This is a genomic window from Glutamicibacter sp. NPDC087583, assembly GCF_044743685.1.
Classification (GTDB): Bacteria; Actinomycetota; Actinomycetes; order Actinomycetales; family Micrococcaceae; genus Glutamicibacter.
The window spans coordinates 358549-370778 of the sequence record NZ_JBIUWY010000002.1; the positions used below are offsets into that span (position 1 = coordinate 358549).

Annotated in this window: 13 protein-coding genes, 1 tRNA gene and 1 pseudogene; 5 read left to right on the forward strand and 10 right to left on the reverse strand. The window is 59.6% G+C overall.

Annotated features, from left to right (window positions below; all coding sequences use genetic code 11):
* Positions 1-182: 182 nt before the first annotated feature.
* Together ACIOU9_RS07840 and nhaA are read left to right on the forward strand one after the other, a co-directional pair.
* Positions 183-677 (forward strand): DUF2505 domain-containing protein, encoded by a 495-nt coding sequence (locus ACIOU9_RS07840; RefSeq protein ID WP_105657107.1) that lies wholly within the window; start codon positions 183-185, stop codon positions 675-677.
* A 170-nt stretch (positions 678-847) separates the two neighbouring features.
* A complete protein-coding gene (gene nhaA, locus ACIOU9_RS07845; RefSeq protein ID WP_402696472.1) occupies positions 848-2197 on the forward strand; it encodes a Na+/H+ antiporter NhaA in 1350 nt (449 codons plus the stop codon).
* Between the two features lie 80 nt (positions 2198-2277).
* Here nhaA and sufU read toward each other — a convergent pair whose 3' ends face one another.
* The 5 genes and pseudogenes from sufU to ACIOU9_RS07870 form a co-directional block, all read right to left on the reverse strand.
* Positions 2278-2730, reverse strand: a complete 453-nt coding sequence (sufU, locus tag ACIOU9_RS07850; RefSeq protein ID WP_105657105.1) for a Fe-S cluster assembly sulfur transfer protein SufU — start codon at positions 2728-2730, stop codon at positions 2278-2280.
* Positions 2731-4023, reverse strand: coding sequence for a SufS family cysteine desulfurase (locus ACIOU9_RS07855; protein WP_133833245.1), 1293 nt, complete (start codon positions 4021-4023; stop codon positions 2731-2733). It abuts the gene before it with no gap.
* Between the two features lie 257 nt (positions 4024-4280).
* Complete coding sequence (pth, locus tag ACIOU9_RS07860) at positions 4281-4862, reverse strand: aminoacyl-tRNA hydrolase (protein ID WP_105657104.1); 582 nt, start codon at positions 4860-4862, stop codon at positions 4281-4283.
* A gap of 42 nt (positions 4863-4904) precedes the next feature.
* Positions 4905-5177 (reverse strand): annotated as a pseudogene (locus ACIOU9_RS07865) (50S ribosomal protein L25); the annotation flags it as partial.
* Positions 5178-5391: 214 nt separating this feature from the next.
* Positions 5392-5736, reverse strand: coding sequence for a hypothetical protein (locus ACIOU9_RS07870; RefSeq protein ID WP_332487855.1), 345 nt, complete (start codon positions 5734-5736; stop codon positions 5392-5394).
* Positions 5737-6152: 416 nt separating this feature from the next.
* On the opposite strand from ACIOU9_RS07870, the gene ACIOU9_RS07875 reads away from it, so the two are divergent.
* Positions 6153-6311: a hypothetical protein gene (locus ACIOU9_RS07875; RefSeq protein ID WP_166650657.1), complete on the forward strand. Its 159-nt coding sequence runs from the start codon at positions 6153-6155 to the stop codon at positions 6309-6311.
* 124 nt (positions 6312-6435) lie between these two features.
* On the opposite strand, the gene ACIOU9_RS07880 is transcribed toward ACIOU9_RS07875, so the two are convergent.
* From ACIOU9_RS07880 to ACIOU9_RS07890, 3 genes are all read right to left on the reverse strand, one after another.
* Complete coding sequence (locus ACIOU9_RS07880; RefSeq protein ID WP_105657098.1) at positions 6436-7416, reverse strand: ribose-phosphate diphosphokinase; 981 nt, start codon at positions 7414-7416, stop codon at positions 6436-6438.
* A gap of 72 nt (positions 7417-7488) precedes the next feature.
* On the reverse strand, positions 7489-8940 hold the full coding sequence (glmU, locus tag ACIOU9_RS07885) for a bifunctional N-acetylglucosamine-1-phosphate uridyltransferase/glucosamine-1-phosphate acetyltransferase (protein WP_400342585.1): 1452 nt from the start codon (positions 8938-8940) through the stop codon (positions 7489-7491).
* Between the two features lie 133 nt (positions 8941-9073).
* Positions 9074-9148, reverse strand: a tRNA-Gln gene (locus ACIOU9_RS07890).
* Positions 9149-9345: 197 nt separating this feature from the next.
* On the opposite strand from ACIOU9_RS07890, the gene ACIOU9_RS07895 reads away from it, so the two are divergent.
* Both ACIOU9_RS07895 and ACIOU9_RS07900 read left to right on the forward strand, forming a co-directional pair.
* Positions 9346-11136: an ABC-F family ATP-binding cassette domain-containing protein gene (locus ACIOU9_RS07895; RefSeq protein ID WP_105661906.1), complete on the forward strand. Its 1791-nt coding sequence runs from the start codon at positions 9346-9348 to the stop codon at positions 11134-11136.
* 110 nt (positions 11137-11246) lie between these two features.
* Positions 11247-11525 (forward strand): putative quinol monooxygenase, encoded by a 279-nt coding sequence (locus ACIOU9_RS07900; protein WP_105661730.1) that lies wholly within the window; start codon positions 11247-11249, stop codon positions 11523-11525.
* On the opposite strand, the gene ACIOU9_RS07905 is transcribed toward ACIOU9_RS07900, so the two are convergent.
* Both ACIOU9_RS07905 and ACIOU9_RS07910 read right to left on the reverse strand, forming a co-directional pair.
* Positions 11512-12012 (reverse strand): GNAT family N-acetyltransferase, encoded by a 501-nt coding sequence (locus tag ACIOU9_RS07905; protein ID WP_105661729.1) that lies wholly within the window; start codon positions 12010-12012, stop codon positions 11512-11514. The genes ACIOU9_RS07900 and ACIOU9_RS07905 overlap by 14 nt on opposite strands.
* Positions 12013-12028: 16 nt before the next feature.
* A complete protein-coding gene (locus tag ACIOU9_RS07910; RefSeq protein WP_133833061.1) occupies positions 12029-12208 on the reverse strand; it encodes a hypothetical protein in 180 nt (59 codons plus the stop codon).
* Positions 12209-12230 lie beyond the last annotated feature (22 nt).

Consider the following 12230-nt stretch of genomic DNA (forward strand, 5'->3'; position numbering starts at 1 on the left):
CGAAACGACACCACGAACGCCGACCGTAAATGTTTTTCCACGGCCGGAAACGTCAATATGCTGTTTTGGGTGCAGTCCTAGCCTACCCAATGCGGCTTTGCAGATAGTGTTAATACTGTCCGTTGCCGGGCCTGCGATTTCGTTGCCCGGCCACTTAGATTTCCAGATTGGGATTAGCTTTCATGGCATTGAACGCAAGCACTCAGATCGCCCACCCTGCAGACCAGGTCATCGCTACGCTTAGCGATCGTGGCTTTGCCGAGCACCTGACCAAGGTCGCCAACGGTTCCTTGACCGATTTCTCCGTGAACGGCGATACCGCAGGCGCCTTCACCGTGACCACCGTTCGTTCGGTCCCCACCGATCGCGTTCCGGATATCGCCCGCAAGTTCGTTGGCGCGACCATCGAGATCACCCAGGTAGACCAGTGGACAGCACCAGATGCTGCCGGCAACCGCTCGGCTACGGTAAAGATCTCCGTTGCCGGTGTTCCGGTGACCGTCAGCGGCACCGAACAGCTCAAGGCCCAGGGCGAAACTTCCGAATTCTCCATCGACGCCAAGGTTTCCTCGTCGATTCCATTCATCGGCGGCAAGTTGGCTTCGGCTGCGGAGCCTTACCTGGGCAAGGCACTGAATTTGCAGGCTGCTCAGGTCAATGCCTGGCTTTCGAAATAAGCCACTCCGAATAGTTACGTTTCACATTCAGTCCCCGGACGTGCGATTTCTCGCAAAGCGTCCGGGGATTTGTGCTCTGAAGCACTGTTCGCGCTAGGGTTGGTGACAGGTGTGCCGGGAAGTCTGGTCGGCGAGAAATATTCATTTAACGAAGTAAGCGAGTTAAAAGCATGACCCAAACTCCGTCTTCGGGTTCCAGCAAGAACCTGTTTTCGCGCCCCAGCTATAAAGAATCTATCCGTATCGGCGACATCCTGCGCAAGGAAACCGTCGGCGGCATGGTACTCATCGCCGGCGCTTTGCTGGCATTGATCTGGGCTAACACCCCGCTGCGCGAGTCCTACTTCGCACTGCGTGACTTCCACTTCGGACCTACCCTTTTCGGTGTGGATCTGAATCTGTCCATCGGCCACTGGGCTGCCGATGCTCTGCTGGCGGTGTTCTTCTTCCTGACCGGCTTGGAGCTGAAAAAAGAATTCGTCATTGGCGATCTGCGCAATGCGAAAACGGCAGCCGTACCGGTAGCGGCCGCTTTTGGCGGCGTGCTGGTGCCGGCATTGATCTTTGTCGCTATCGCTTCCATGTCCGGTGGCGGTGAGTTGTTGCGTGGCTGGGCCATTCCAACCGCAACAGACATTGCGTTCGCCGTGGCTGTGCTCGCGGTGATTGGTTCGGCGCTTCCCGCAGCGCTGCGCATCTTCCTGCTGACTCTGGCTGTAGTCGATGACCTGATCGCTATTGTCATTATCGCCGTCGTATTCACCGATGACCTGAAGCTGTCCTACCTGGGCCTGTCGCTGATCCCCATCATTCTCTTCACGGTCCTTGCCCGTTTCCTTGGCAAGTTCTTCGCCAAGCGTGCGTGGGCCGCGTGGGCAATCCTGCTGCCGCTGGGTGTCATTACCTGGATCTTCGTCTTCGGCTCCGGCATCCACGCCACCATCGCCGGTGTGGTCTTGGGCTTCTGTGTCCCGGTCAAGCGCACCGATGGCCGTGACGGCATCGGCCTGGCTGAACGATTCGAGCACCGTTTCCGCCCGCTGTCCTCCGGCATATGCATTCCCATCTTCGCCTTCTTCGCCGCCGGCGTGACCGTGATTTCCCCTGACAATGGCAGCGGCGGCCTGCTCACCGATCCGGTGTTCTGGGGCATCGTGCTGGGTCTGGTGCTCGGCAAGCCGATCGGCATTATGGGCTCGACCTGGGTGCTGACCCAGTTCACCAAGGCCTCGCTGGACAAGGATGCCCGCTGGGGCGACCTGCTGGGTGTCACGTTGCTGGCAGGTATCGGTTTCACCGTATCCCTGCTGGTCTCCGAATTGTCCTTCGGCTTGGAGTCGGCGCACTATGAGCATGCCAAGGTAGCAATCCTGGCTGGTTCATTCGTTGCCGCGATCCTCGGTGCCCTGTGGCTGATTCCCCGTAACCGCCGATACAAGGTCATCCACGAGCGCGAGACCCGCGATGCCGATAAGGATGGCATCCCTGATGTGTACCAGCAGGACGACGAAGGAAAGTAGCCTTCTGGAATCCTGAAGAAATAGCTCGGGCGCCGGCTTCCACATGTGGAAGCCGGCGCCCGAGCTGTTTGGTTTTGCTACTATTTGCGGGCCTCGTGCATCGCGACCTCAGCGGCCACCCAAGCGAGCATTGCGCACTTGACGCGTGCGGGGAACTTGGAGACGCCGACGAAGGCAGCAGCGTCTTCCAGCACCTCTTCATCCGGCTGGAAGTTTCCCTTGGAGCGCATCATCTCGCGGAAATAGTCCCGCTTTCCAAGAAATTCTTCCTTGGTCAGTTCAGGCAGCATCTCGGCCAGCACCGAGGCAGAGGCCATGGAGATGGAGCAGCCATCGCCTTCCCAGCTCATCGAAGTGAAATGCTCCTGGTCATCGAGCTCTACGCGGACACGGATCTGGTCGCCGCAGATCGGGTTGTGCTGGTGGGACTCGCCGTGCAGCAATCCTTCGGTGGTTTCGACCAGCGGCGAACCGATGCGGCGCTTCGAGTGGTCCAAGATGACCTGTTGGTATAGCTGATCCAATTCGTTCATTTAAACTCCAAAGTATTCGCGCACGGAGCTCAAGGCCTCAAGCAGGGCCTTGATGTCTTCTTCCGTGTTGTACAGATAGGTGCTGGCGCGGGTCGTGGAATTCACGCCCAGGGCGCGGTGCAGCGGCTGCGCACAGTGGTGGCCCACGCGTACCGCAATGCCGCGCGAGTCGAGGTACTGGCCGACATCATGCGGGTGCACCCCGATCACTTCAAACGGGACAGTACCGATACGCTGCGCGTCGGCCGGACCGAAAACGCGCACGCCTTCGATTTTCGAGATGCCCTCATAGAGCATTGCTCCGAGGTGCTCTTCCCAGGCCGCGATACGGCCCATGCCGATTTCATCCAGGTAGCTGACTGCGGTAGCCAAGCCGTGGGTCTGAGCGATGCGCTGGGTTCCGGCCTCGAAACGCTGCGGCGATGGCATGTATTCTGCGTGCTCCATGTCCACCACGGTGATCATCGATCCACCCGTGAGGAACGGTGGCATTGCGTTGAGCAGTTCTTCACGCCCGTAGAGTGCGCCGATTCCGGTTGGGCCGAGCATCTTGTGGCCGGAGAAGGCCATGAAGTCAACGTCCAAGGCTTTCACGTCGACCGGCAGGTGCGGCACGGACTGGCATCCGTCCAGCACGGTCAGGGCGCCGACCTTGCGGGCAGCGTCAACGAACTTCTGGGTATCGGTGATGGTGCCCAGCACATTCGAAACGTGGGTGAAGGCAACGAGCTTGGTTTTCTCGGTAACCAGCTCATCAAGCAATTCGTAGCGCAGTGCACCGTCTTCGGTGACTGGCACGTAACGCAGCGTAGCACCGGTGCGGAAAGCCAGTTCCTGCCACGGGATCAGGTTCGCGTGGTGTTCAAGTTCGGTGGTGAGGATTTCATCGCCCGGGCCCAAGCGGAATCGGGCCGCGGCCTCTCCCCCGCGCCCCAAGGAGGCATTGGACATCGAGTAGCTGATCAGGTTCAGCGCTTCGGTGGCATTAGCAGTCCACACCAGTTCGTTGGTGCGTGCACCGATGAACTTGGCGACTTTCTCGCGGGCTTCCTCAAAGATCTCGGTCGCTTCAACTGCCAAGGAATGCGCACCGCGGTGTACTGCTGCGTTGGCGTTCTCGTAGTAGTGCTGCTCGGCTTCATAGACGCAACGCGGCTTCTGGCTGGTGGCGCCGGAGTCCAGGTACACAACGTCAACGCCGTTGACTTGGTGCTCCAGAATTTCAAAGTCGGCCTTGATGCGCTCAACTTCTCCAGCTGTCAACGCCTCAAGGGCTTCTGGCTGACCGGTCATCGTGTGCACGTGGTCCTCCGAATAATTGTCATGGATGCCCGGCAGGCCGTGGCAAAGAATCGTCACAGGCCTATTAGGCAAGGGGTACATTGGGTAATTATTCCACTCCGGGCCTCGAAGCACATCTAAGTTAGGCCTTAGTAAGGAACGCCTCGGTCCATAGCTTTCCTAATTTAATGAAGTCGAGGACCGCTGCGGACCGTTCAAGTCCCCAGCGGTCCCCGCTTGGCTTCACCGCGCCCCATAGGGATCAGCGGTCAGCTGATATGGAATTTTGCCTGTGCAGCTTCCAAACCCGAGTTCATCAGCAATTCCACTGCGTCAGCGCAATTGTCGATCAGAAACGGAAGATCGGCCTTTTCGGTCTTGGAGAAGTCCTGCAAAACCCATTTGGCAGTATCCATGCGGCCCGGAGGGCGCCCAACGCCTGCGCGCACGCGCAGGTAGTCCTTGGAGCCCATGGCCTTGGAGATATCCCGCAGGCCGTTATGCCCGCCTTCACCGCCACCGCGCTTGAGCTTGATGGTATCGAAGGGAATGTCGATCTCGTCGTGCACGACAATCAGCCGGGCGGCATCGATGCCGAAGAACTTTGCCGCGTTAGCTACCGGCCCGCCCGAAAGATTCATGAAAACCATGGGCTTGGCCAGCACGATGCGTGGACCGCCAACCCCCATGCGTCCTTCGACAACCTGGGAACGCGAGGAGTGGGTCTTGAATTTCGAGCCGACTCGATGAGCCAGCTCATCGAGCACCATCTGCCCGATATTGTGTCTATTGCCAGCGTAGCCGGACCCGGGGTTTCCGAGTCCGGCTACGAGCCAAGTTCCATCACTCATGATGCTCAGCTAAAACCTAGTTCGCTGTAATTAGGCAGCGATGATCAGGTCCATGTGATCAACGGTGCGGTTCAGCGCGTGGATCTGGATGTCCTTGATGGTGGTCTTCACGGTCTTGCCTTCGATATTCAGAACCAGCTCAACACCGCGGTCGCGAACGGCCAGGGTGGTTTCGCGGCCTGGAAGCAGTACGTGCTGTGGCTCGGAGCCTGCACCGTAGACAACTGCTGGGATCTGGCCATCGCGGCGAGCCTGGCGGGCAGCGCCCTTGCCGAAATCGCTACGTACAACGGCGTCAAGGTTGACAGATGCCATGATAATTCTCCTTAGGAAATGAATGCTTCGTTAAGGCCCTTGCGTGGACTCGGGAAGCATCCAACATCTAGGAGATGAAAGAGCTTTTCCGGCCTTGTCGATAACGGTCCCACCATTGCTGGTGTTTCCCTCGCCTGGGCACAGTCAACAATTCTACCAGCTGCCATCGCCAACGGGAAAACCTGTAGCGAACGCCACTATTCCTGGATTCCGCTCAACGGCTTTGGAAAATAAAAGTATCGTCCAGCGTAAAGCCGTGGGCGTCATCGCAGCGATAACCGCGCAGCCGCGGCACTCCATCCACCATCCGCAGATAGAATCCGCGCGGGAATTCCTGATCGCCGGGTGCCGCGGAAGCGACGGCCAACGAATCAGCCGGCTTCTTCCCATCACTGAGCACTGAATTGCTGGAAGACGCTTGGTCCAGAAAATCCAGTCGCAGATACGGGCCGGTCATGGCGGGGCACAACTTCAATCCGACGCTGACTGCGCGTTCAAGGACCTGAGTCAACGTTGCTCCGACCTCCAGACCAAGCTGTCGCAGATTACGACTTACCACGGTCACCTTTTGGGGCCGACACAACCTCATCGAAAATCCGGTGGGCTAACAGCATTTTGGCGTAGTCGTTAAGCTGAACCCCTGTTTGGACCATGCGTTGCAGTAGCTCAGCGCGTTCCAGCCCTCCCACAGCGACCTGGCGTATGCCAAGTTCCATGCTGCCCCTCTTGGTCCTTGATCCACCATAAATAATAGTTTTCCGTGTCTGTATAAGGCACCTTCACCGGGCATTTTCTCGGGCGGGGTATATGGGAATCCGAAGTGTTTGAAAACTCGGTGTTTCAAAGATTAGCCGAGTCAAGAACACGTATATCCCGTATGACGACCGGCTTGCGGGACACTCTCAACGAACTCCCCAGAAAGTCACATTGCCTCAGCTGGACGTGCCTATTCTCGAAATTAGATAGTCTGGTGTAATGAAATCACTATCGATTGGTGCAACTGTCCTACTCCTGGTCGCTGCGGGTTTTGCTTTTCCGGTCAATCCGCTATGGGGTGCACTTTCGCTTGCTGCCGCGATCTGTTCAGCAGCGACTTATTTCGTATACAGAAAACAGGCAAAAAACACGCGCTAATTCTGGACATCTCGAAACTCTAGTCCCAGTGAACGTTCCTCTTACGGGCACTGTCAATGATCGCTTAACCGCCTCTGGCCGGCACCCTAAGGTGCCGGCCAGAGGCTTTGCGAAACGAGGGCTGCTAGGCGCGGCCGTCAAACAGGTTCGTGACCGAACCGTCGTGGAATACTTCCGAGATCGCGCGGGCGATCGTCGGGGCGATCGAGAGCACGGTGAGGTTCTCGAAACGCTTCTCTTCAGGGATTGGCAGGGTGTTGGTGACAACAACCTCGCGGGCACCGCAATCAGCCAAACGCTGGGCAGCCGGATCCGAGAAGACCGCGTGGGTAGCCGCGATGATGACGTCCTTGGCGCCGGCTTCCTTCAGCACGCGCACAGCGCCTGCGATGGTTCCGCCGGTGTCGATCATGTCGTCGATCAGGATCGCGATGCGGCCCTCCACCTGGCCAACCACGGTCTTGGACTCGGCCTGGTTAGGCACCGTCAGATCGCGGGACTTGTGGACGAAGGCCAGCGGGGTGCCGCCCAGTCGATCTGCCCACTGCTCGGCAACGCGCACGCGGCCGGTGTCAGGGGAAACCACGGTGACTTCATTTACATCGACCTTGGACTTGATGTAGTCAGCCAGCAACGGGAAGCCGAACAGGTGGTCCACCGGACCGTCGAAGAAGCCCTGGATCTGTGCGGTGTGCAGATCGCAGGAAATCACGCGGTCAGCACCGGCGGTCTTGAACAGGTCGGCAACCAGGCGGGCCGAGATCGGCTCGCGGCCGCGGCCCTTCTTGTCCTGGCGCGCGTAAGGGTAGAACGGCGCCACGACAGTGATGCGGCGGGCCGAAGCACGCTTCATCGAGTCAATCATGATCAGCTGTTCCATCAGCCAGTTGTTCGTTGGTGCTGGGTAGGACTGCAGCAGGAAAACGTCCTTGCCGCGAACCGACTCATCCGAACGCACGTAGATCTCGCCATTGGCGAAGTCGTAGGCGTTCAACGGCAGCAGTTCGGTGTCGAGTTCCTTGGCTACTTCTGCAGCCAGCTCAGGGTGCGCACGACCGGTGGCCAGCACCAGCTTCTTGTCGACGTTATGGCTGATTTCACTCATGGGGTTTGCTTTCTCGCTCGCTTCGCTATCACGTATGAGGTTGTTGTCGAGGAAATGAAGTCTGTAGCTGAATTACTCGGAAGCCGAAGAGTTCAGCGAGGACTTGAACGCTGCGTCAGCCGAGGAGGTGCCTGGGCGCTTTTCCAGCGTCCACCCCTCGGAGTTGCGCTGCGGTGCCACAGACAGTGCCAAGGCACCGGCCGGGACGTTCTTGCGGACGATGGCTCCGGCTCCGGTGTAGGCGCCGTCCCCGATTTCAACCGGGGCAACGAATACGGTGTTGGAGCTGGTGCGCACATGCGAACCGATCTTGGTGCGGTGCTTCTTTTCGCCATCGTAGTTTGCGGTGATGTTGCCGCAGCCGATATTGGTGAATTCACCGATTTCAGCATCTCCGGCGTAGCCGAGGTGCGAGAGCTTGGAGCCACGGCCAATCGTGACGTTCTTGGTTTCGTAGAAGGCGCCGATCTTGCCATCCGCACCGAGGTCGGTGCCGGGACGCAGGTAGGCGAACGGGCCAACCGAGGCGCCATCAGCGATGCGCGAGTCGGTGGCGTCGGTGCGCTTCACGGTAGCGCGCTGGCCAACAACCACGTTGGTCAGGGTGCTGTCCGGGCCAACAGTGGCATTGGCGCCGATGATGGTCTCGCCGTGCAGCTGGGTGCCTGGCTTGAGGGTGGCGTCCTGGCCGATCATGACGTCAGCGTCGATCCACGTGGTCGCCGGATCAACGATGGTCACGCCCTGGCGCATCCAGAATTCGGTCTTGCGCTCGTTGTAGATGCGGGCCAGATTGGAAACCTGGACGCGGTCGTTGGCGCCCTCGATCTGCCAGCGGTCAGCGATCTGCGAGGAGGCGACGCGGCCACCGCGTGCGCGGGCGATGGCGAGCACATCGGTCAGGTACATTTCGCCCTGCGCATTTTCGGTGGTGACCTCGGTCAGCGCCGAACGCAGGATCTGGGCATCGAAAGCGTAGATGCCGGAGTTGATTTCCTTGATCAGCAGTTCTTCTGCCGAAGCGTCCTTCTGCTCGCGGATTCCTGCCACCTCGCCCTGTTCATCGCGCAGGATGCGGCCGTAGCCGTTAGGGTCATCCAATTCGGTGGTCAGCACGGTCACGGAGTTGCGGTTCGACTCGTGCGTAGTAACCAGTTCCTGGAGCACCTCGCTGGTGAGCAACGGCACATCGCCATAGGTCACCACAACGGTGCCTTCAAGCGATGGGTCCACGGCTTCCAAGCCCAACTGCACGGCGCGGCCGGTACCCGGGATTTCATCCTGGTCGGCAATGGTGATGGAAGGGAACTGTCCCAGAATGTGCTCTGCGACCAGATCACGCTGGTGGCGGACCACCGCTACCAGGTTCTGCGGCTCCAACGCGGAAGCCGCGTAGAGTGCGTGGCCAATCATCGACCGACCTGCGATTTCATGCATGATCTTCGGCTTCGCCGATTTCATGCGAGTGCCAGCGCCGGCGGCTAGGACGATGACAGCTACTGGTGCGTTGACCTGATCACTCAAGTGCATTCTCCTGCAAATTGGATTCAAGGTTTTGGGCAGAGAAGTAAAACCTCAAAGCAAGTCTATCGCGAGCTCCGGGGTGCGCTGAAACTGGTTAAAAAATAAAAGCGCCACTTGCGTGACGCTTCATCATTGGTTCCGCCCCTAGGATTCGAACCTAGAATGCACAGCTCCAAAGGCTGGCGTGTTGCCATTACACCAGGGCGGAAAATGGCTTGCGCAGGTCATGCCCGACAAGCACGCTAATTATTCTGCCATGATCAGCCCGATGTGCGAAATCGCAAAACACCGTAGCTAAACTCACTTTTATTCTCTGCTTTAAACTGCCCAAGCCCCCTGGCACGGCACACGCTCAGATGGTCCTGCCAGGGCCTCGATTTGCTCCCGGAACGTAAAATGGAAATTGTGGCTCATTTACTCGGGGGCGAAGCCCTACATCTGGAATATCCCACCCATGTCGTTTTCGACTCGGTAACCATCGGCATTTCCGATGGCGACCGCATCGGCCTGGTGGGTCGCAACGGCGAAGGCAAGTCCTCGCTGCTCGGCATGCTCTCTGACAGGATCGAGCCCAACTCCGGGCGTGTTACCAAGCGCAACGGCCTGCGCGTGGGCGTGCTGGACCAGTCGGACACCCTGGATCCCGAAGCGACCGTGCACTTCTGCGTGGTGGGCGAGATGGACGACCACGAGTGGGCCGGCGAAGCGCGCATCCGCGACATCATCTCCGGGCTGGTCGCCGACCTGGACTGGGAAGCGAAGGTCAGCACCCTCTCCGGCGGCCAGCGCCGCCGCGTGGCTCTGGCCGCGCTGCTGGTGCAGGACTGGGACGTCGTCATCCTGGACGAACCGACCAACCACCTGGATGTCGAAGGCATCTCCTGGCTCGCCGAGCACATCAATAACCGCTGGTCCAAGAACGCCGGCGGCCTGATGGTCGTCACCCACGACCGCTGGTTCCTCGACGCGGTCTGCACCACCACCTGGGAAGTGCACGACCGCCTGGTCGAGCCCTTCGAGGGCGGTTACGCCGCCTACGTGCTGCAGCGCGTGGAACGCGACCGCATCGCCGCGGTCACCGAAAACAAGCGCCAGAACATGATGAAGAAGGAACTGGCCTGGCTGCGCCGCGGCGCCCCGGCCCGTACCTCCAAGCCGAAGTTCCGCATTGAGGCAGCCAACCAGCTGATCGCCGATGTCCCGCCGGCACGCAACCCGCTGGAGTTGCAGAAGATGGCCACCAGCCGGCTGGGCAAGGACGTCATCGACCTGCTGGACACGGAGGTCTCCTTCGGCGCCAAGCAAGTACTCAAGCCCTTCACCTGGCGCATCGGCCCGGGCGAACGCACCGGCCTGCTCGGTGCCAACGGTGCCGGCAAATCCACCTTGCTGGGCCTGATCGCCGGGACCGTGGAGCCAACTGGCGGCAAGATCAAGCGCGGCCAGACCGTGAAGCTGGCCGTGCTGGACCAGCAGTTCCGCGAACTGGAGCAGATCGGCCAGGACAAGGTCCGCGAAATCCTCGCCCGCTACCGCACCACGTTCAATGTGGATGGCAAGGACCTGACCCCGGCCCAGCTGCTGGAGCGCCTGGGCTTCTCCTCGGCACACCTGTCGACCAAGGTTGCTGAACTCTCCGGCGGCCAGCGCCGCCGCTTGCAGCTGCTGATGATCCTGATGGATGAGCCCAACGTGATGATCCTCGATGAGCCCACCAATGATGTCGATACCGACATGCTGGCGGCCCTGGAAGACCTGCTGGATTCCTGGCCCGGCACCTTGATCGTGGTCTCCCACGACCGCTACCTGCTCGAACGCGTCACCGACCAGCAGTACGCGATCCTGAACGGCAACTTCCGCCACGTGCCCGGCGGCGTGGACGAGTACCTGTTGCTGCGAGCTGCCGAAGGTTCCACTGGCGGGTCCAATCCTTCGCAGGCTTCTTCCGAAACTGCCGCCAAGCCTGCTGGCCCTTCGGGCGCAGAGCTGCGTGCCGCGCAGAAGGAACTGAATGCCAATGAACGCAAGGTCGGCCAGCTAGAGGAAAAGATCGCCAAGGTCCACGCCAAGATGGCCGATCATGACCAGAGCGACTATGAAGGGCTGGGCAAATTCACCGCTGAGATCAACGAGTACCAATCGCAGATCGACGAGTTGGAAGAGCGCTGGCTGGAACTGTCCGAGCTGCTCGGATAGCGCTTCTGCCTTGACGCAGGCGAAGGGCTCGGAAACTTTCGGTTTCCGAGCCCTTCGCTGATCCACGAGTTTTTGCCCCATCCGCCAAAGATCGTGGCAGACTGGCGAACATGGGAATTGTGATCATGGAGGGCCGGTTGCTGTGCGCGGACGCGGCTGAGGCTGAATTGGTGGAGAAATTGCTGCCGGAGCATATACGCCTCACCAAGGCGGAAAACGGCTGCATTTCTTTCTCTGTCACGCAAACCGGCGATCCCTGGGTCTGGCTGGTGCACGAGGAATTCGAAGACAGCGCCGCTTTCGAGGCCCACCAGCAGCGGGCCGCGAAGAGCGAATGGGGCCAGGCTACCTCCGGATTGCAACGAATCTACAAGATCAAGGGCTTATAGCCAGGTGCATTTTGAAGCCCACATGCGACGCGGTAAATCCTAGCCCCTCGTAAAAGCGGTGCGCGTCCTGGCGTTGCGCGTCGCTTGTCAGCTGGACCAGCGGAATTCTCTTGCTTTCGGCTTCGGAAATGGCCCAGCGGATCATTTCCGTTCCCAGGCCCCCGCCGCGCAACGCGCTTGCCACGCGCACTGCCTCGATCTGCATCCGCTTAGCTCCCCTGCGCGCAAGACCCGGCAACATGGTCAGCTGCATCGTGCCGGCAATGGCTCCGTCATTGCCCTCCACCACGATCAGCGTATGCGCTGGGTCTGCGTGAATCTCGTTGAAAGCCTCCAAATACTGTTCCCCGGCGTCCCCAGCGTCCGCATGCTCTGCACGACGGATCTCATCATCTGCCATCAAGGCAATGATCTGTTCAAGATCCGTTGCCCGTGCTTCGCGCAGGAGGTAGTTCTGGCCGCGTGCCGACAAGCTGCAGGCGCCCATGGGCTCCTCGCGCACCTCAGGCACGGGCCCTGGGCGTACGCGCCGCACCCACCGAGATGGCCATGACGATGATTCCGGCACCTTGCAGTGCCCAGCCAAGGATTCCGGCCTGCATCAGCGTGATCATCAAGACGCCAGAAATAATGAGCACTAGTGCTAGTGCGCAAACATAGATTCCACGTTTATCAAGTCCCATGGCCACAGCCTATGTCCCGCAG